General features: G+C 61.0%; 13 protein-coding genes. 8 read left to right on the forward strand and 5 right to left on the reverse strand.

Features of this window, described 5'->3' with window-relative positions; all coding sequences use genetic code 11:
- The first annotated feature begins 137 nt into the window (after positions 1-137).
- Genes COA55_RS04225 through COA55_RS04240 form a run of 4 tightly spaced genes read left to right on the forward strand, consistent with a single transcriptional unit; the run spans position 138 to position 7,273 of the window.
- Entirely contained in the window at positions 138-1,340 is a 1,203-nt protein-coding gene (locus COA55_RS04225; RefSeq protein WP_290500763.1) for a sensor histidine kinase, read from the forward strand.
- Positions 1,337-1,957 carry a response regulator gene (locus tag COA55_RS04230; RefSeq protein ID WP_290500764.1) on the forward strand — a complete coding sequence of 207 codons (621 nt, stop codon included), beginning with the start codon at positions 1,337-1,339 and terminating at the stop codon, positions 1,955-1,957. Before COA55_RS04225 ends, COA55_RS04230 begins: the two co-directional genes overlap by 4 nt.
- Before the next feature lie 52 nt (positions 1,958-2,009).
- A complete protein-coding gene (locus COA55_RS04235; protein WP_290500765.1) occupies positions 2,010-3,770 on the forward strand; it encodes an autotransporter assembly complex family protein in 1,761 nt (586 codons plus the stop codon).
- Positions 3,770-7,273: a translocation/assembly module TamB domain-containing protein gene (locus COA55_RS04240; protein ID WP_290500766.1), complete on the forward strand. Its 3,504-nt coding sequence runs from the start codon at positions 3,770-3,772 to the stop codon at positions 7,271-7,273. The genes COA55_RS04235 and COA55_RS04240 overlap by 1 nt, the downstream gene beginning before the upstream one ends.
- Positions 7,274-7,466: 193 nt before the next feature.
- Here COA55_RS04240 and COA55_RS04245 read toward each other — a convergent pair whose 3' ends face one another.
- Positions 7,467-7,874, reverse strand: coding sequence for a PaaI family thioesterase (locus COA55_RS04245; protein WP_290500767.1), 408 nt, complete (start codon positions 7,872-7,874; stop codon positions 7,467-7,469).
- Between the two features lie 148 nt (positions 7,875-8,022).
- Between COA55_RS04245 and COA55_RS04250 the strand changes: the two genes are divergently transcribed.
- Positions 8,023-9,741 carry a proline--tRNA ligase gene (locus COA55_RS04250; protein ID WP_290500768.1) on the forward strand — a complete coding sequence of 573 codons (1,719 nt, stop codon included), beginning with the start codon at positions 8,023-8,025 and terminating at the stop codon, positions 9,739-9,741.
- A 154-nt stretch (positions 9,742-9,895) separates the two neighbouring features.
- Here COA55_RS04250 and COA55_RS04255 read toward each other — a convergent pair whose 3' ends face one another.
- Entirely contained in the window at positions 9,896-10,933 is a 1,038-nt protein-coding gene (locus tag COA55_RS04255; RefSeq protein WP_290500769.1) for a DUF4062 domain-containing protein, read from the reverse strand.
- A gap of 263 nt (positions 10,934-11,196) precedes the next feature.
- Between COA55_RS04255 and COA55_RS04260 the strand changes: the two genes are divergently transcribed.
- Positions 11,197-11,943 carry an AAA family ATPase gene (locus tag COA55_RS04260; protein ID WP_290500770.1) on the forward strand — a complete coding sequence of 249 codons (747 nt, stop codon included), beginning with the start codon at positions 11,197-11,199 and terminating at the stop codon, positions 11,941-11,943.
- 153 nt (positions 11,944-12,096) lie between these two features.
- Here COA55_RS04260 and COA55_RS04265 read toward each other — a convergent pair whose 3' ends face one another.
- The 3 genes from COA55_RS04265 to chrA all read right to left on the reverse strand — a co-directional run bounded on the left by COA55_RS04265 (position 12,097) and on the right by chrA (position 15,775).
- Positions 12,097-13,791 carry an acyl-CoA dehydrogenase family protein gene (locus COA55_RS04265; protein WP_290500771.1) on the reverse strand — a complete coding sequence of 565 codons (1,695 nt, stop codon included), beginning with the start codon at positions 13,789-13,791 and terminating at the stop codon, positions 12,097-12,099.
- 101 nt (positions 13,792-13,892) lie between these two features.
- Positions 13,893-14,528, reverse strand: coding sequence for a TetR/AcrR family transcriptional regulator (locus COA55_RS04270; RefSeq protein ID WP_290500772.1), 636 nt, complete (start codon positions 14,526-14,528; stop codon positions 13,893-13,895).
- Between the two features lie 110 nt (positions 14,529-14,638).
- Entirely contained in the window at positions 14,639-15,775 is a 1,137-nt protein-coding gene (gene chrA / locus COA55_RS04275; protein ID WP_290500773.1) for a chromate efflux transporter, read from the reverse strand.
- A 112-nt stretch (positions 15,776-15,887) separates the two neighbouring features.
- Here chrA and recQ point away from each other — a divergent pair, with 112 nt between their 5' ends.
- Both recQ and COA55_RS04285 read left to right on the forward strand, forming a co-directional pair.
- The gene (gene recQ / locus COA55_RS04280; RefSeq protein ID WP_290500774.1) at positions 15,888-18,029 is read left to right on the forward strand and encodes a DNA helicase RecQ; all 2,142 of its coding nucleotides are present in this window, start codon (positions 15,888-15,890) and stop codon (positions 18,027-18,029) included.
- Positions 18,030-18,148: 119 nt separating this feature from the next.
- Positions 18,149-20,101 (forward strand): metallophosphoesterase, encoded by a 1,953-nt coding sequence (locus tag COA55_RS04285; RefSeq protein ID WP_290500775.1) that lies wholly within the window; start codon positions 18,149-18,151, stop codon positions 20,099-20,101.
- Positions 20,102-20,137 lie beyond the last annotated feature (36 nt).

Consider the following 20,137-nt stretch of genomic DNA (forward strand, 5'->3'; position numbering starts at 1 on the left):
TGTGTGCGGGTACTGAGCCATGGAATGGCACGGCGCTATGACGTGCTTTTCAACTTTACACTTTGAACTTTCAACTCGCCCCCACCCGGGCAAACTGCCACACCTGCCCGCGCCAATTTACCGTTACAATAGCCACCATGGATAATCGCCCCCCCTTATTGAACTGGCGTCTGCGACTGATCTGGCTGCGCAGCCTGCTGGTACTGGTCATCACGCTGGCCCTGATTGTGCTGCAGCGTTTCGGCCACACCGGCTATCAGCTCACGGAGCTGGGCTGGCTGGGCGCATTACTGCTACCCAACCTGGTCACGCTGCTTACGCGCAAGGTCCACGGCCTCCGCCACAGCCAGTTGTTGACGCTGGAACTGGCCATGGACGTGGTGCTGTTTGCCGGCCTGATTCAGGGGTTCGGGGGCGCGGGGAACCCCCTGTCGTTTTACCTGCTGGTCCCCGCCCTGATGGCCTCGCTGACCCTGCCCATGGCGGGGGGCCTACTGGTCGCCCTGCTGGCACTGGGCGGCTACATGGTGTCGCTGAGCTGGTATCAAATGCCCGCCATGAACAGCCCGTTACATGCCCTCAGCCACCAACTCAGCGGCTTGCACAGTGCCGGCATGGCCGCTGTCTTCATCGCCCTGCTGGTCATGCTCAGCCTGCTCGGACAGGTCATCCAGCGACTGATGCGACAACAACAACGGCAACAGGAACAGGCACTGGATCTGGCCGGGCGCCGTGAGCATATGTATCAGGTAGCCGCCACCCTGGCGGACCAGGCCCATGAACTGAATACCCCGCTGGGCACACTGGTGATGCTGGCAGACAACCTTATTCACGCTCCCGAAATGCCCGACTCACTGCGTCCGGAAGTCGAGCAAATGGATCACCTGGCCCGCAACGTGGCCAGCCGACTCAAACAGGGCACAGACGCCCAGCTGGAATCCGGACTCCCCCTCAGCGTGCTGATTCAACAATTACAACAGCACCTGCGTCATCTGGCACCCACCCTCAAGGTGACGCATGCGCTGGAAACCGACCCCCAGGTGGCCGACAGTCAGAGCTGGTTCCGGGTACTGTGCAATCTGGGCTACAACGCCATGGACGCCGGCGCCACGCGACTGGCCATCACCGTCAGCAATCATGCGCCGCTTTATCGACTCCAGCTCAGTGATGATGGCCCGGCACACCCGGACTCAGAACGCGAAGGCCTGGGCATGGGGCTCACTCTGGTGCACTCCAGCCTGGCGCAAATCGGTGCCGAGCTGGAAATGGACTTTGGCCACAGCTGGACCCAGGCGCGGATTCACTGGCCGCAAACCGACAGCCCGGGAGCCGCATCATGAACAACGCCTCTCTCACCCGTCAGCTGTTGCTGGTCGAAGACGATGACTTGCTGGCCGAGCAAACCGCCCGGGCGCTGAGCCGCCATGGCGCCCAGGTCCATGTGGCCCATGATCGCGAGCAGGCATTGCAGCTGATCGCGCAGCTAACCGCACAGAGCGCCCCGCTGGACGGCACGATTCTGGACCAGAACCTGGGCAGCGATAATGGCCTCGACCTGATCGAGCCGATCCGCCAGCACTTCCCCCTTTGCCGGGTGATCCTGTTGACCGGCTACGGCAGTATTGCTGCCGCTGTCGCAGCCACCCACCGTGGCGCCCATAACTATCTGACCAAACCCGCTGGCGCCAACGATATTCTGCAGGCACTGGATGCCGACCCGGCCAGCCAGGCCCTGCCCCTGCCAGACAGCCCACCCTCACTGCAGCGGCTGGAATGGGAGCATATCCAGCGCACCCTCGACACCCACGGCGGCAATATCTCACGGGCGGCAGACGCCCTTGGCATTCACCGCCGCACCCTGCAACGCCGGCTGAAAAAACGGCCCAGTGCCAGCGACTATTCACGTGACAGCCAGCGAGAAAACCCGCACCACAAGGTTGACCCGCCAGGCAGTTAAGGTTCTCGTTCCCCCCGCCCTTGGCTTACACTGTGGGCTGACGTAAACAGGGATGCAGAGCTTGGCGCACCATCGATACCACAATCGGCAGAGCAAGACGTTCATCCTGATGCTGCTGATGCTGTTTCCCGCCCTTGCGTTCGCCAAAGACACGCCAAACCTGCACATCACCGGCAACGCCAGCGAGGCGGTAGCCAACAACATTCAGGCGCTGGTGGACCTGTCACGCTACCCCTGCCGGCCGCCCAGAGCCCAGTACGGCCTGATCCGCCGTCAAATCCTTGCCAACAGTACCGATGCCCTGCAAGCCATGGGCTACTACGACAGCCAGCTTTCCCTTTCCGCCGATGAAAACGGCGACTGCGTCAGCGTGACCCTGGACGTGAACACCGGCCCACCGGTGATACTCAAACACGTGCAAGTGGAAATCACCGGTGATGCGGCCCAGGACCCGGCGTTCACCAAATTGGTGGAACAGGCACAGCTGGCCACCGGTCAACGGCTGCAACACGACCGCTACAGCAACCTGAAAAAAAGCCTGCAACAGCACCTGATCAGCCGCGGCTATGTCCACGGCGAGCTGACCACCCACACCCTCAAGGTGGACACAAAAGCCCACCGGGCCAGCATTACGCTGCATGTGGACAGCGGCCCGCGCTATCACTTCGGTGAAATCACCGTTAGCGGCAGCGTACTCAATCCATCATTGGTTAACGCCTATGTGAGCTTTCAGGAAGGCGAGCCCTACGACAGTGGCCGCATGCTGGAAACCCAGCAGTCCTTTCTTGGTGCCGGTTACTTCAGTGCCGTGCGGGTAGAGAAAGGCGAACCCAACGACACCACCCGCCGGATTCCCGTCAGCATCGCCCTGACGGACAACAACCGCTGGTCCCTGCTCACCGGCGTCGGCGTCAGCACCGATACCGGGCCGCGGGTTCGGCTGGGGGTAGAGAATCGCCGGGTCAACAAGGCCGGACACCGTTTCCGGGCGGAAACCGAATTGTCCGAAGTGCAGCAAGGGGCCGGAGCCAGTTACCAGATCCCGCTGAAGGACCCGCTCCATGAACGGCTGGACCTGCACACCAGCTTCGTCAACGAAAACACCGACAGTAATGAAAACGAGCGCTGGAGCACCGGGGCAGATTATATCGTCGAACTGGAAAATCGCTGGGTGGCCACCACCTCCCTGGAATTCTTGCGTGAGACCTACCAGATCGCCGACCAGGTGGATCAGGCCGAACTGCTGATTCCCGGTTTCCAGTTAAGCCGCGTCAAGGCCGACGACCCGGTCTACCCCACCTTCGGGTGGCGCCTGAACACCGCCGCGCGGTTCGCCGATCAGAACCTGTCCTCCACGGCCTCGTTCTTGCAACTCACCAGCGGCGGCAAGATTCTCTTTCCCTTGCTGGGCGGGCGCGTCTTGATGCGCACCGATCTGGGTTACACCGAGGTCAATGATGTGACCGAACTGCCAGCCTCCATCCGCTTCTTCGCCGGTGGCGATTCCAGCGTGCGCGGTTTCGCCTATGAATCCCTGGGCCCGGAAGACAGCAACGGCGAAGTCATTGGTGGGCGTCACCTGGCCACAGGCAGCCTGGAATACGATCATCCGATCACCGAAAAATGGCACCTGGCGGTCTTCACTGATGCCGGTAATGCTTTTAACGATTTCGATGCCTTCGAACCCCGCCACAGTGCCGGCATCGGCATCCGCTGGCGCTCACCGCTGGGACCGATTCGGCTGGACCTGGCACGGGCGGTGGACGAACACCGCGACTGGCGCGTGCACCTGAGCATGGGGCCAGACCTGTGATGGGGCGCCAACGTCAAAACGGCGTTGCCTTGCGCACCGTCCTGACCCGCGGTCTTCTGGTATTGCTCAGCCTGTTGCTGGTCTGCGTGCTGGCCCTGGCCTTGTTGCTGGGCACCGCCACCGGCAACCGCTGGCTACTGGAAAAAGCCTCCCCCTTTATCCCCGGCGAACTCAGCCTGGGCGAGTGGCACGGCAGCCTGCTCAGCGGCATCACCCTCAATGACATCGACTACCGCTATCAGGGGCTCACCGTGACCCTGGATCAGGTCAGCGCCGACCTGGTGCCGCGGGCCCTGCTCAGTGGCTGGCTGGAACTGGAAAACCTGTCCCTCGGCACCCTGCACATTACGCTTGCGCCCGGAGATGACACCGAGCCGCAACCAGCCACCCTGCCAGAGAGCCTGGCACTGCCCTTCGGGATACGTATCGACCGGTTAACCGTGGACGCCTTTCAACTGAACGACACAGTCCTGGTCAGCAAGCTGGAAGCAGACAGCCTCGCGGCCTGGCGACGCTTCCAGATCGCCCGCCTGCACACTCACACCCTGGCCGATGCCACGGTGCAGGCCACCGCCCAGGGCAAATTGACGGCCCCCTTCGATGTGCAAGGCACGGCAAGCTGGCAGCTGCCACTGCCCGACACCGATACCCTGCAGGCACAACGGGCCAGCGGCCAACTCACCCTGGCGGGCCCACTGAGCCAACTTCAGCTGCACCATCAGCTTACCGGCCCGGTGGAAATGCAAAGTCAGGGGGAGTGGCTGCTCAAGGATGAGCAATGGCAAATCGCCCTGCAGCATCGCTGGCCTGCCCAGACCTTGCCGCTTGTCTTGCCGCAGCCTTTGTCGCTGGGCAAAGGCGAACTGGACACCAGCGGCCCACTCGACGCCCTGCGCCTGAGCGGCCACACCGGCCTGTCCAGCGGTGAGCGCAATGTGGCCATTACCGTGGACAGCGCCCTCATTCCCGGCGGCATTACCCTGCATGAATTCACCGTACAGGACGGCGAGCAAACTCTGGCCAGCAACGGCCAGATCATGTTCAGCCCATTAAGCTGGGATCTGGACCTCAGTGGCGATCTCAACACCGCCCTGCTGCACCCGCTCTTCCCCGGCCAACTGGCCATCGACGGTCACAGCCAGGGGCAGTGGGACGGCGATCGCTGGACCCTGTCGCCCAGTGAGCTGACGTTACGCGGCCAGGTGCGCCAGCAGGCACTGTCATTCACCAGCACCCTGCAAAGCCGCACGCCCGATGGCAAACAACAATTGCAGCTGAACACCCAGGGCAACTGGGGAGACAACCAGCTGCAGGCCAGCGGCCAGGTGTGGCCACAGTGGCAACTGCGCAGCGACCTGACACTGGCACGCCTGCAGCAAGTACACCCGGGGCTGAGCGGGAATCTGGCTGGCCAGATTCAGCTCCAGGGCACATATAGCGACCCGGCACTTAGCGGCCAACTCACCGGCAACACCCTGGGCTGGCAGGACTGGCAGATTGCCCAACTGCAAAGCCGTTTTGCCCAACTGCGCCTGCCACAAACCACGCAGCAGGGAGACATGACGCTAAGCCTGAACGCAGCCCAGATCACCCAGAACAACACTGAACAGGTCAGCGCCCTCACGGTCACCGCCAACGGCAACTGGGCCCGGCATCAGCTCCAGGCCAACGCCAGCCGCGATGACGTATCCCTGGAAACCCGCTTGCGGGGCGGCCTCAACCCGGCGGGCAACGCCTGGCAAGGCACCCTCTCCGATACCCGGCTGCAACACACTCGCCTGGGCCATTGGCAACAGGAGGCGGACAGCACCTTGCGTGTCTCTGCCCAATCACAATCACTGGCCCCGTTCTGTCTGGCACAGGCCCCCAGCCAGCTGTGCCTGCAAGGCAGCCATACCTCCAACGGCCAGGACAACGTGAACGCAGAGGTACATCTGGCCGACCTGCCGCTGGCCCTGGCCAATAGCCTGCTCGGCCCCACCCTGAGCCTGGAGGGCGCCGTGAATGCCGACATCACCCTGCACGGCCCGCTGGACAAGCCTGACGGCCAATTCTCTCTGCAAACCCGGGACGCGAAGATCACCGTTAACACCGCAGATGCCCCTCCCCCGGTGGAGGTCGAAACGCTCACCGTGCAAGGCACGCTCGCCGATCAACGACTCAGCAGCAACCTGACCCTGACCACCGCGCTGGGCAATGCCCAGGCACAACTGGAGCACGGGCTGGAGCTGGATTCCTCGCTGCAAGGCGAGGTGGATTTCACTCTGAGCAGCCTGGCGTTTGTGGAACTGTTCACCGCCGACCTGCGTGAAGTGCAAGGTCGTATTCGCGGCGACTTTTCCCTGGCCGGCACGATTCGCCAGCCCATCATGAACGGCGCCGTCAAACTGCAGGACGGGCAAGCACTGATTCCTTTTCTCGGGATCGATATCGCCGACTTGCAAGTGGCAATCCAGGGCAACCCCCAGGGCAAACTGGACATCACCGGCTCCGCGCAAATGGGCACAGGCACTCTGCGTCTGAACGGCACGGTGGACCCCAGCGAGAAAAACATTCCCCTGCAACTGACACTCGGCGGCGAGCGTTTGCTTGCCGCTGACCGGCCCGATGCCCGCATCCTGCTAACGCCGGATCTGACCCTGGCAGGCGACCTAGAAGGACTGAACCTGACCGGCTCCCTGGCCATCCCGGAAGCCGAAATCCGCCCAGTGGAAATTCCGGAAGGCGCCATCACCGTCAGCAACGATCAGGTGCTGGTCCATCAGGAAGGGGACAGCCCCAGCCAACTGCCACTGGGCATGGATGTGACCCTGACACTAGGCGACAAGGTTCACTTCAAGGGTTTCGGGCTCGACGCCATGCTCGGCGGCACCCTGCAGGTTGAGCAGAAACCCCAGCGGCCACCGCAACTCAATGGCGAGCTGGTGATTCGTGAAGGGCGTTACCGGGCTTACGGACAGAACCTGGCCATCAGCGACGGCCAGCTAATATTCCAGGGGCCACCGGACAACCCTGGCCTGGATATTCGCGCCATCCGAAAAATCCCCAGCGAAGGCGTAGTGGTGGGTGTGCAGTTAAGTGGCACCCTGCAAGAACCCAGTGCATCTCTGTTTTCCGATCCCAGCATGGAACAAAGCCAGGCCATGTCTTACCTGCTCACCGGGCGCCCACTGGAAAGTGGCTCCAAGAGCGAGGGCAACCAAATTGCCCAGGCCCTGGCGTTATACGGGCTGGAAAAAGGCAGCGGTGTTACCGAAAAAATCGGCGATAAACTCGGTGTGGATGACATCAGCGTGGGTAGCGACTGGGAAAGCGACGACGCGGCACTGATGCTCGGCAAACAACTCTCCGAACGGTTGTATCTCACCTACGCGGTGGGCCTGTTCGACGTCATTTCCACCGTCATCCTGCGCTATACCCTGACCCGCAGCCTGCACCTTGAGGCCCGCTCCAGCAGTGAATCGAACAGCATCGATCTAATCTGGGAAAAAGAGTTGCGGTAAAAGCAGCGACGAGCTGCGAGAAAGCATAAAGTCGACTTTAGAAAGCACAGTGAGTACAGGAACTTTTCCCCCTCCCACTATCTTTTTTTCGTAGCTCGTAGCTCGTAGCTCGTAGCTCGTAGCTCGTAGCTCGTAGCTCGTAGCTCGTAGCTCGTAGCTCGTAGCTCGTAGCTCGTAGCTTGTAGCTTGTAGCTCAACGCGGCAGCGCGTACGTCCCGGTCACATGGGCCACCATTTCATCGCTCCCTTCACTGAACAGCTGTACCTCCAGCACCGCAGCACGACGGCCCAGCCGCAGAATCACCACCTCGGCGATCAGGTCCGCCGGCGCCGGGCGTGACAGGAAATTAATATTCAGATTCTGTGTCACCGCCATTTCCACCCGGCCCAGCTCTCCCAGAATCGCCGCGTACATGGCCGCATCCGCCAACCCCATCATGGTCGGCCCGGAGATACTGCCACCGGGGCGCAAGGTCGACGGCCGGAACGGCGAACGCACCCGCGCCCGCCGCGCCCCCACTTCCTCAATCCGCAGCCCTTCTTCAGAGGCCGCTGGCAGGCCCTGGTAAATCACATCCTGCACCTGCTGCGCATTCAGCATATCCATCTCTCAATCAATACGGTAAAACCTCAAGCATACGAGAGCGCACCGCATAAACACAGTGCCGGAAACGCCGGATGACTGGTTAGCAATGCCCTTTGCCCATAGAATGGAGGGCTATCGAATTAACTGGCCGAAGACACCCTTTATGCGCACCTCCCAATACTTGCTTGCTACCGTGAAAGAAACCCCGGCGGACGCCGTTGTGACCAGCCACCAGCTGATGCTGCGTGCCGGCATGGTGCGCAAACTGGCTTCCGGCCTTTATACCTGGTTGCCATCCGGGTTGCGGGTGCTGCGCAAGGTAGAACAGGTTATCCGTGAGGAAATGGACCGGGCCGGGGCGCAGGAAGTGCTGATGCCGGTGGTGCAACCCATGGAACTGTGGGAAGAATCCGGCCGGGCGCCGGCCTATGGCCCGGAGCTGCTGCGCATTACCGACCGCCACAACAATCCCTTCTGCCTGGGCCCGACCCATGAAGAAGTGATCACCGACATGGTGCGCAACGAGCTGCACAGCTACAAACAGTTGCCGGCCAACTTCTACCAGATTCAGACCAAGTTCCGTGACGAAATTCGCCCACGTTTCGGCATCATGCGCTCGCGGGAATTCATCATGAAGGATGCCTATTCCTTCCATGCCAACATGGATTCCCTGGCAGAGACCTACCAGGTGATGCATCGGGCTTACTGCGCCATCTTTGATCGGCTGGGCCTGGATTATCGCCCGGTGGAAGCCGATACCGGCGCCATCGGCGGCGCCGCCAGCCACGAATTCCATGTACTGGCCGAATCCGGCGAGGACGACATCGCTTTCTCCGATGGCTCCGACTACGCCGCCAATGTGGAACTGGCGGAGGCGCTGGCCCCTGCCATCGAGCGCCCGGCGCCCGGCGCCGCCATGGAAACGGTGGATACCCCCAATGCCAGAACCATTGAGGAACTGGTGGCACAGCTCGAACTGCCCATCGAGAAGACCATCAAGACACTGGTCGTGAAAGGGGCCGAAGAAGGCCAACTGGTAGCCCTGCTGGTACGCGGCGACCACGAGCTGAACGACATCAAGGCCGAAAAACTGGAGGCCGTGGCCGCGCCACTGGAGTTCGCCAGCGAAGACGCCATTCGCAACGCCGTGGGCGCAGGCCCCGGCTCACTGGGCCCGGTGGGCCTGTCGATGACGATCATCGCTGACCGTAGCGTAGCTGTGATGAGCGACTTCGGTGCCGGCGCCAATGAAGATGGCAAACACCACTTCAACATCAACTGGGAACGGGACGTGGCCCTGCCGCAAATCGCCGACCTGCGTAATGTGGTAGATGGCGATCCCAGCCCCGATGGCACCGGCACCCTGAGCATCAAACGCGGCATCGAGGTGGGGCATATCTTTCAGCTCGGCACCAAGTACTCAGAAGCACTCGGCGCCACCGTGCTGGACGAAAATGGCAAATCCGTGGTGATGCCCATGGGCTGCTACGGCATCGGCGTAACCCGCGTGGTCGCCGCCGCCATTGAACAGAACAACGACGACCGGGGCATCATCTGGCCACAAGCCATTGCCCCGTTCCAGGTGGCCCTGATTCCGGTGAACATCAAGAAGAGTCCCCGGGAGCGTGAGCTGGCAGAAACGCTCTACGCCGAGCTCACCGCTGCCGGTATTGAGGTAATCTTCGATGACCGCGAGAAAGAACGCCTGGGCGTCAAACTGGCTGACAGCGAACTGCTCGGCATCCCCCATCGCATCGTCATCGCCGAGCGTGGCATGGACAACGGCGTGCTGGAATACAAAGGGCGTAAGGATGCGGACAAGACCGAGGTGCCGGTGGATGAGGTGGTGGCGTTCATCAAGGGAAAGTTGGGGACGAATTAATAGTTAATAATGAATAATTAATAACTGGCGCGAGCCAGTTATTAGCAGTTTAAAACGCAAGAGGCCGCGCCCAAACTTTGGGCGCGGCCTCTTTGCTTCCAGACCTGAAAAACCGTGTCTGCGACGTTATTAATTATTCATTATTAACTATTAATTAAATTTTCACCGTGCGCTTGACCGCCATCACCTGACTCATAGTGTTGTCCCCATGGGCAGTCAGTTGCCAGAGCGGCAGGCCACGGCTGTCTTTTTCTGCCGACCGATTGATCAATCCCAGCGCCCGCAGATGGATTTTCACCTGATTAAAGGCATGGGCTGCCAGCACCACATTGCGCACGGCATGGGCTCGAGGGAAATCGTTCTGCACATCCACCAGAGCCTTACGGCCGATAAAGTCTTCCAGCGCCTTCTGCAGCACGGGTTCCGACGCCGGATTCAACATCAACGGCGCCACACAGGAAAAAGCCTGGTCCCAGCTAATCCTGGTGGTCACCATGGCCAACTTGCAGTCACCGCCTTCATACACATTACAGGAATAATCCAGCGCCACCTGGTCACCGGCACGGGCCAGGGTCTTCAAGGGAGGGCGAGCCTGACTGAGCGCTTCTTCACGCTCTTTTTCCAGCAATTCAATGCGCGCCTTGAGCCCCTCCGCCTGGGCACCACCGCCCTCGCCCGCCTGATCGGCACGCACCCAACCCACGGCATGGTGCTCACGCATCAGGTGGGGAATGACCTTGGCAGCCAGCTCATTCAGGCCCGCTTCAGTGCTCCAGCGGTAGCAGGTCACCTTCTCTTCCAACAGGCGCACAAAATCGTCACGGCGCACCTGACCGTCACGGGTCGGCTCGCGCTGTGCTTCCGGCAACGCGGAGGGGTTTTCGTGGATAAAGGCAACAATCGGTTTGCGCTTGGTGGCGGCGAAAATGTACTCGCGATGGATCTCGCTAAGCCCCATCGGCGACAGGGTGCCGTAACGGCCGCCCACAATCAGGATGAAATAGTCACTGGTTTCGATCAGTTTCTGGATCACCGGCAACAGAGTATTGCCGTCCGCCGCCGCACTATCCAGGCCGGTAGGAATCAGCCCGTGCTCCAGCATCGGCAGCATCAGTGCCTGGCGCGCTCCCTGCATATCGGGAAACGTGGCGCTGATAAAGACTTGATAGCGTTTGTTGGCTGTCGCGCTCACCCTGATCGAGACCTCTTTCTTTGTAATTCCGGCCCGCCGGGCCGTGCCTGTGGAGGGCTATTAAAGCGCCTGACTGCCCTGATCACAAGCCAGCCCAGTGGCCCGGGAGCCCAGCGCAGGCGAGACATGGGACATTTAACCGGTTCGTGCTAGCCTGAGCCCAGCCTATAACGCGGCCGGGGCCGCTATAATGGCGGGTCGCACGGGCAGGCAGACGGGAGCCCCGGGCACTCCACTCTCAAAGCTTACAGGAAAGGGACGCCATGCAAACCATTGCCTTTTACAACCTGAAAGGGGGCGTAGGTAAAACCACCACCGCAGTCAACGTGGCCTGGCATGCTGCCCGCTGGAAACATCGCACCCTGCTCTGGGACCTGGACCCGCAAGGGGCCGCCAGCTTTTACCTGGGTGTGGACGATGGCGATGGCTACAAGGCCGCCAACCTGATCAAGGGCAAGCAGCCCATTGGCCGCCTGAAGCGGGAAACCCGCTGGGCAAACCTGGATGCGATCCCCGCCGACCTGTCCATGCGCAATGCGGACATCAAGTTGATCGAGAATGGCGGTGCCAAGAACCGCCTGAAACAGCTCATTGCCCCGCTGGGGGAAAGCTACGAACTGGTGATTCTGGACTGCCCGCCCACCCTGAGCCCGGTGGCGGAAAGTATCTTCGCCGCCGTGGATTACCTGTTTGTCCCGGTGATTCCCACCCACCTGTCAGTGCGCGCCTTCCAGCAGGTGCTCGACTGGATCGACAGCAAGAACTACAAGAATCTGACGGTGGTGCCGTTCTTCAACATGGTCGATCGCCACCGCGACTTGCATGTGGAAATGCTGGTGAAACGGCCCAAGGCCATGAAGGGCGGATTGAAAGGCTGGATCCCGTATTCCACCCACGTGGAGCAGATGGGAGACCACCGCGCGCCGGTCGGCGAATTCGCCCCCTACACGCCAAGCGCCCAAGCGTTCCGCGCCATGTGGTTCGAGATTGCAGGAAAGCTGAAGCTTTAATTAATAATGAATAGTTAATAATTAATAACGTCGCGAGACGGGTTTTCGTGTTTTGAAACGCATGAGGCCGCGCCCAATGTTTGGGCGCGGCCTCATTGCTTGGCATTAAGACAGTCGCTGCTCGCGCAGCTATTAATTATTCATTATTAACTATTAATTGCCCTCCCACGGGTTCGCCCGCTTCAACACCTCATCCAGGTCCAGCCCCCTCGGCAAGGTCCCATAATTACGGTCGCCGTGCTGACCGAGACGAGAAGCGATAAACGCCTCCGCCACGGACTGATTCCCCGCCGCCACCAGCTGGCTGGCCTGCATGGTCAGTGATACCCGATCCACGATATCCCGGGCCCGGTATTCCGCCTCATCCATATCGCTGAATTCGCGCTTGAGCGCGTCCACGGCCTTGTCCAGACGGGCATCACTCCCCTGGGTCTTCGCCAGTTCCGCAAACCAGGTATCCAGCACTGCCGGCGTTTTACCAAGGGCGCGCAGCATATCCAGCGCCTGCACATTACCGGAGCCTTCCCAGATCGCATTGATTGGCGCTTCGCGATACAGGCGCGCCATGATGAAGTCCTCCGTCACACCGTTGCCACCCAGGCACTCCATAGCCTCGTAGGCATGGAACGGGGTGCGTTTGCAGATCCAGTATTTGCCGGCGGGCAAGCCCAGACGCAGCAGCAGGCTTTCATGGCTGTTGGACGGGTCCAGCGTGGACTGATCCAGCGCTTCGCCCATGCGCATGGCGATGGCCAGGGAACCTTCCACTTCCAGCTGCAGATCCGCCAGCACATTACGCATCAAGGGCTGGTCCAGAAGCGTTTTGCCGAAAGCCGCACGCCCGGCGGCATGGTTCACGGCCTGGGCCACCGCCTGACGTTGCCCGGATGCCGACCCGATCATGCAATCGAAACGGGTCATCGCCACCATTTCGATAATCGCCGGCACCCCGCGGCCTTCTTCGCCGACTAACCAACCCAATGCACCACGCAACTCGATTTCCGAGGAGGCGTTGGACACGTTGCCCATCTTGTTTTTCAGGCGCTGTACCTGGATCGGGTTCTTGCTGCCATCCGGGCGCCAGCGCGGCACCAGAAAACAGCTCAACCCGCTTTGCGTCTGCGCCAGCACCAGAAAGGCATCGCACATGGGAGCGGAGGTAAACCACTTGTGCCCCACCAGCTCATAGGCTTCACCCGGCCCTTCATTGCCAATGGCAGTAGCAACGGTGGTGTTGGCACGCACATCGGAACCGCCCTGCTTTTCGGTCATGCCCATGCCAATGGTCAGCGCCTGCTTCTCGGTATGGGGCACATTGCGCGGGTCATAGGCGTTATTGAGAATCTTGGGCAACCACGCCTTCGCCAATGACGGCGTCAGGCTAATGGAGGGCACCGAGGCAAACGTCATGGTCAGCGGGCAACCGTGGCCGGCGTCGACCTGCGCCTGTAAATAGCTCTGCGCTGCCCGGGCCACATGAGCCCCGGGCTTGGGGTCCGCCCAGGGAGAGGAGTGCATGCCAGACTCCAGCCCCAGGGCCATCAACCGGTGGTAAGACTCGTGGTATTTCACCAGGTCCACCCGGTACCCCTGGCGATCGTGGGAAAAAAACTGTGGCTTGTGTTCGTTGGCCAGAAAGCCCCACTCGATCACTTCGGCACTGCCAGTGCGAGCACCGTGAGCAGACAGGGCACCCTCCGCCCAGCCCGCGCCATGGCGGGCCACCGCCTCGCGCAGGGCCGTATCGTTGTCGTAAGCGTTGTAATCTTCCAGCGCCCGGGCCTGGTTGAAGACCTCATGGGTCTGGGCCAGCGGGTCCGCTTTCAGGGTGTCGTGCTTGGCATTCATGTGAGCTCTCCCGTTTTATTAACGCAGCGTGTTTCACGCTTCATGCAACAAGCTCCACGGCCACTCCCCACGCAGGGAAAGCGCGCTGCCGTTGCTGCTTTTTACGCAGTCTGTTGCTGCTGAATAGCTTGCGCCTGCGCCGGTGGAGCACCCACCGCGCGCAAACAAAATTGGGTCAGGGATTCCGCCAGGCTGGCCTTGGGTAACGGTTCGGACAACGGACCCACCAGCGCCTCAGCAATGGCGCCCACCAGTGCTGCCGCACTCACAGCCGTGTCCTGCATGGGCAATGCTCCCTGGCTGACGCCATCGCTCAACAACTGCTGGTACAGCTCGGCATAACGCTGGCGGTAGATCAGACGCTCCGCGTCCACCGCCGGGTCCACCGGCTCGGCGATCAGGGACCAGGCCAGCGTAGACGCGGCTTGCGCCCGGCGTACAAACACCTGCAGCACGTATTCCAGCCGCTGGGCAAAATCGCCGCCTTGCTCCATGGCCCGGGCCACCGCCGCCACTTCCCGCTCGGTGGCCAGGCGAAACACCTCCGCCGCCAGCACCGCCTTGTTGTCGAAATAGCGATACAAGGTGCCCACACCAACCCCGGCCTGGCGGGCCAGCGTCTGCATGGTCAACCCGGCAAAACCGCCGTCGCGCACCAACTGCTCCGCATTACGAAGCAAGTGGGCGCGCTGGGCCGCCTTGCGGGCTTTCACATTGTCGGTTTCCCGGTACGCCATAAACGGAATCCATATTCATTTCTTAAAAGAAGTGAACCATGGTTCCGACTTTCGATCAAGCACCACCTGTCGCGCAGCTCGCTGCGGCAGGAGCATCGCTGGCGGCGCGCCTACAACAAACCTGTTAACACCCCCAGCGCCGCCATGCCCAGCACCATCCCCCACAAGGACACCGTCTTGCTGCGCAACACCACGAAACCAGCCACCACGATCAATAAATCCCACCCATCATGCACCGCAGAGACGAACACCGGCTGGTACAGCACTGCCAACAGCAACCCCACCACTGCTGCATTAATGCCCGCCACCGCACCGGCCAGCGCCGGGCGGGAGGACAACCATTGCCACCCTTCCATCATTCCCAGTACCAGCAAAAAACCGGGCAGGAAAATCGCCAATGTGGCCAGCAAGGCGCCCCACCAGGGGCTGGCTGGCAGCAAAACGGCCCCCAGATAGGCGGCCAGCGAGAACATGGGCCCAGGCACCGCCTGTGCCGCCGCATAACCGGTAAGGAACGAATCCGGGCTCATCTGTGGCCCTACCAGCTCCTGCAATAACGGCAGCACCACATGGCCGCCGCCGAACACCAACGCACCGGCAGTGAAAAAATCATTCCAGAGACCCAGCAACCGCCCGGCGGGTAGCACCGTCAACAGCGCCAGCAGTCCCAACAGCCCCAACGGCAACCAACGCCAGACCGGCTTGCCCTGCAACGGCGCCACGTTTGCGGGGCGCAACCAGTACCAGCCCACCGCTGCCGCCAGTAGCAGGGCCGCCACTTGGCCCCAGAGCGCAGGCCATAGCACCAGCAACAGAGCCACGCCCAGTGCCAGCCCCCGCGTCAGCGGGGCCGTACAAAAGCGCGTCCCCATATTCCACACGGCATCGGCCACCACCACCACCGCCAGCCACTTCAGGCCTGTGACCACACCACCCTGCAGCCATTCCGGCAGTGCTGCCGCATAGATAGCCAGCAGTGCCATCAACAAAAAGGACGGCAAGGTAAAACCAATAAAGGCCACAAACGCCCCCGCCACCCCGCCGCGCACCCGGCCTATGGCGAAGCCCAACTGGCTGGACGCCGGCCCCGGCAGAAACTGGGTGAGTGCCAGCAAGCGGGCAAAGTCCGCCTCGCTCAACCATTGCAGTTGCACCACAAATCGCTGGTGAAAATACCCCACATGGGCCGCCGGCCCGCCAAAGCTGATCAGTCCCAGCAGCAAAAACTGACGAAATATTTCTGTCATTACCTACACACTTACCCGTCCACAGTGCCCAAAACGCTACCACACCGTCATGACATTCGAATGCATGTCGTCCGGATGTCATCGCTCCGGCCCCACGGGTATACTCCCGGCCATGCAATCCAATGCCCACTCCGTTCTTGAACATGTCTTCGGCTACCACCAGTTTCGCGGTGAACAGCAGACCATTATCAATACCCTGATACAGGGCGACGACGCCCTGGTACTGATGCCCACCGGCGGCGGTAAATCCCTGTGCTATCAGATCCCCGCCCTGGTCCGGCCAGGCACCGGTGTGGTGATCAGCCCGCTGATTGCCCTGATGCAGGATCAGGTGGATGCGCTCAAGGCACTGGGCGTGAAAGCCGGCTTCCTCAACTCCACCCTGTCACTGGAACAAGTACGCGAGCTGGAAAACGCCTTGCTGCAAGGCGAGTTGGACATGCTCTACATCGCCCCGGAGCGGCTGATACAGCCGCGTACCCTGGCGCTGTTGAAACAGGCTGAGATCGCCCTTTTCGCTATCGATGAAGCCCACTGTGTGTCCCAGTGGGGGCACGATTTCCGCAACGACTATCTGCAGCTGTCCCTGCTGCACCGGGAATTCCCGCAAGTGCCCCGCATTGCGTTAACCGCCACCGCGGACCAACGCACCCGCACGGAAATTGCCGAGCGACTGGATCTGACCCAGGCGCGGCATTTTGTCTCCAGCTTCGACCGCCCCAACATCCAGTACCGTATCGAGCGCAAGGACGGCGCCCGCAATCAGTTACTGCGCCTGTTGCGTGCCGAGCACGCCGGTGAAGCGGGGATCGTCTACTGCCTGTCGCGCAACAAGGTGGACCGGGTGGCCGAATGGCTATGCCAGCAGGGCATTAATGCTCTGCCCTACCACGCTGGGCTTTCTGGCCCGCTGCGGGAAAAACACCAGCAGCGCTTTCTGCGCGAGGACGGCATTGTCATGGTCGCCACCATTGCCTTCGGCATGGGCATCGACAAACCTGACGTGCGGTTTGTGGCGCATCTGGATCTGCCCAAGAGCATTGAGTCCTACTATCAGGAAACCGGCCGTGCCGGCCGTGATGGCAACCCGGCTACAGCCTGGATGGCCTATGGGCTGGAAGATGCCATCAAGCTCAAACAGATGCTCGCCCAAAGCAGTGGCAACGAGCAGCACAAGCGCAACGAAAACCAGCGCCTGGAAAGCATGCTGGGGCTGTGCGAAATCACCCATTGCCGCCGCCAGGCATTGCTGCACTACTTTGCCGAAACTCTGGAAAAGCCCTGCGGTAACTGCGACACCTGCCTGCACCCACCGGAAACCTTCGACGCCACCGAAGCCGCCCAAAAAGCCCTGAGCTGTGTCTACCGGACCGGACAGCGCTTCGGCGTCAATCACCTGATCGACGTACTTACCGGCAATCGCTCCGACAAGGTCGCCAGCGCCGGGCACGATCATGTGTCCACCTGGAACATCGGTAACGAATTCAACGCCAACCAGTGGAAAAGCATCTACCGGCAACTGGTGGCCCGCGGCCTGCTTACCGTGGACATGAACGGTTACGGCGCGCTGCAACTGACCGACGCCTGCCGCCCCTACCTGCGCGGGGAACAGCCCCTGCACCTGCGCAAGGAAATTGCCAAAGCGAAAAAAACCGGCACCCGCAAAAGCCAGTCCAACGTGGCGGAAGCGGATCGCACACTGTGGGAAGCACTACGCGCCTGTCGCAAACGGCTATCCGAAGAAGAAGGGGTGCCGCCCTACGTGGTCTTCCACGACGCGACCCTGATGGACATGCTCGCCATCCGCCCGCGCAACCGCATGGAATTTTCCGCCGTGAGCGGTGTAGGGGATCGCAAACTGGAGCGCTACGGCGACGACTTTCTTGCCGTTCTCAATGCAGCGGCGAATGGCAGCAGCGCCAGCGAGGCAGAAGACGCCGGCCCGGACAGCAACGAGATTCTCACCCTGGCCCTGGCCAACATGGACCCGTCCGCCATCGCCCGGCAGCAGAACCTGAACGAGCAGACCATCTACCGGGAACTGAGCCAATTGGTGGTGAACGGCAAGCTGTCACTGGAGCAGGCACTGGGCCTCAGCGACGTGGAAATCGGCATCATTCAGGACGCCCTGCTCAGCCAGGCCAACCTGGCGGAAGACACCTTCAGCTACCGCCAGATCAAGGAACAACTGGCTGACGACTGGCCCACTGGCGTCCTTCACTGTGTCCGCCAGGCCATTCTGGCTCAGTGCTGATCCGCACTGAGCCAGGTTCAGTACGAACGTTCAAATAAAATTCACTGGATCGTCACCCCTCCCACATACGCCCTCTCCACAATCCCCCGACCAACTCTTATCTGACCGGGGATGCCATTGTGAAACAGCTCAATTACAACCTTGCGGCTCTGCTTGCCGCGCTTGCGCTCACCGGCTGCGGGGGCGATTCGTCCTCCTCGTCCGACGACACCGATACAACTGATAAAGGCGGCACCCCCGCCACCACGTCCACTTTGCGCATCGGCTTGCTGCCCGACACCCAGGGCGGCGGCGACAACGTGGCCATGCACCCGATGAAAGCCGTGCTGGATAAAGAACAGGCGCTGGGCGCTAACATCGTCATCCCCGTGGGCGACCTGACCGACCACGGCACCACCGGCGAATTTGAACAGTGGACCTCCATTGCCGAAGGTTACCGCGATGCCGGCATCGAATTTCTGCCATTGATGGGTAACCACGAAGACAGCTATGCCTACTCCGTGGAGTGGGTTGAAAACATGAAGCACTACATTCCCGATGACGCCGTCCACATGGCCGGCGCGCAGTACCTGAATTATTACGTGATCCGCGACAACGTGATGATTGTTCTGCTCAAGTACTACAACCTGCCGATCGCTTTTCAGTGGATCAAACAGGCGGTCAATACCCATCGCGATGAGGTAGACCATATCGTGATCGCCAGCCACGACGGCCTGATCGGCGCCAAATACGGGGAAACCCGCGAAATGATTGTGGAAGGCGTCACCGGCGACAACCTGCTGATGAACCAGTGGGATGATATTCGCGCCTTCTTTGCCCGCAATGACGTGATTTGGGTGCAGGGCCACGAGCACATGTACCAGCGCTCTGTTATCACCGCCCCGATTTATGTGGATCCCGCCTCCTGGACCGAAGAGGAAGGCAACTACCGGCTGCCCCAATACACCCAGATCGTTTCCGGCAACGCCTCCTACAAAGGCTACGAATTCCGTTACGGGGAACGCGAACTGGTGCAGCGCATCGTGCAGCAAAAAATGAACACCAAGAGCAAAGGCTCCACCGCCTACGATGTGAATGCTTCGGTGCTGACCTTCCACGGCCCGCGAGTGGATTACGAGTCATGGTTTGCCGAACACACCATCACCCGCAACGAAGACGGCGTGAAAGAACTGGCTGACCCGAACTGGCAATTGCTGGACCGTTTTTCTCGCACCAGCAACCGCTGCGAACGCGTGGTCTACCCGAACTCCATTCCTGACGGCACCCGTCCGGTCATGTATCTGGACAGCCAGTACATCAGCAATGACTGCCGCGCAGACGATGGCAGTACTGCCCGAATGGTGGCCGGCACCAACAATACCTTCAACCGCCTGGAAAGCCGCACCCGAGACATGGAACTGACCCCCGGGTTCAGCCGAGCCGAGAGCGTGCCGGATCTGATGCGCCTGTCTTATCAATATTTGTTCCAGTACAACCAGCCCTGGACCCCGAACCTGAACGCTGAAAACCGGGTCATCCCCAACGGCGGCGACAGCAATGTGCTGGATATCCCGGAAACCACCATGGACCTGAAAGAAGATGTGGCCATGAGCTGGCAACCCGCCACGGACGACACCCTTAGCGACATCCTTATTATCAGCGGCACGCAAAACCAGACCGGCACCTATTCCAGTGCCTATGGCGCCGTGAAGGATCTGGAGGCAGACACCGGCCTGCCCGGCAGCCAGCCGGACGGCACCGCCAAGCAAGCCCATACCCTGCCCGCCAGCGCCAGCAAGTCGTGGGACCTGGCCGGCGCCGTTTCGGATCGTTACGCCCTCACCTTTGATGCCGCCGCCGGCATCGCCACTGAGACCACGACTCTGGGCATGCATAGTGAATCCGGTTGGCAGGCCATCACCTCAGCGGGTTGCGTAATCAACCAACCTTTCGATGAGAGCTTCCTGGCTACCCCGCCGGTGCGCAGCGCAGGCTGCGATGCGGAACCACTGGTGGGCTTCGATGCTGACCACGGGCAACGCTGGTGGGTCGTCCTGGAGCAGGACGCAGAACTGGCCTTGCTGGCCCGCTAACCTGCCACGTAAAGCCCTGTTAACCGGCCCTTCCCG

Origin of the sequence: Alcanivorax sp. (genome assembly GCF_002733835.1) — a bacterium.
In the GTDB taxonomy this organism is placed as follows: Bacteria; Pseudomonadota; Gammaproteobacteria; order Pseudomonadales; family Alcanivoracaceae; genus Alcanivorax.

Excerpts from the sequence above, each read along its gene's own strand:
- COA55_RS04225 (WP_290500763.1), top strand. The coding sequence starts at position 138 with ATGGATAATCGCCCCCCCTTATTGAACTGGCGTCTGCGACTGATCTGG.
- COA55_RS04230 (WP_290500764.1), top strand. The coding sequence starts at position 1,337 with ATGAACAACGCCTCTCTCACCCGTCAGCTGTTGCTGGTCGAAGACGAT.
- COA55_RS04235 (WP_290500765.1), top strand. The coding sequence starts at position 2,010 with ATGCAGAGCTTGGCGCACCATCGATACCACAATCGGCAGAGCAAGACG.
- COA55_RS04240 (WP_290500766.1), top strand. The coding sequence starts at position 3,770 with ATGGGGCGCCAACGTCAAAACGGCGTTGCCTTGCGCACCGTCCTGACC.
- COA55_RS04245 (WP_290500767.1), bottom strand. The coding sequence starts at position 7,874 with ATGCTGAATGCGCAGCAGGTGCAGGATGTGATTTACCAGGGCCTGCCA.
- COA55_RS04250 (WP_290500768.1), top strand. The coding sequence starts at position 8,023 with ATGCGCACCTCCCAATACTTGCTTGCTACCGTGAAAGAAACCCCGGCG.
- COA55_RS04260 (WP_290500770.1), top strand. The coding sequence starts at position 11,197 with ATGCAAACCATTGCCTTTTACAACCTGAAAGGGGGCGTAGGTAAAACC.
- COA55_RS04265 (WP_290500771.1), bottom strand. The coding sequence starts at position 13,791 with ATGAATGCCAAGCACGACACCCTGAAAGCGGACCCGCTGGCCCAGACC.
- COA55_RS04270 (WP_290500772.1), bottom strand. The coding sequence starts at position 14,528 with ATGGCGTACCGGGAAACCGACAATGTGAAAGCCCGCAAGGCGGCCCAG.
- chrA (WP_290500773.1), bottom strand. The coding sequence starts at position 15,775 with ATGACAGAAATATTTCGTCAGTTTTTGCTGCTGGGACTGATCAGCTTT.
- recQ (WP_290500774.1), top strand. The coding sequence starts at position 15,888 with ATGCAATCCAATGCCCACTCCGTTCTTGAACATGTCTTCGGCTACCAC.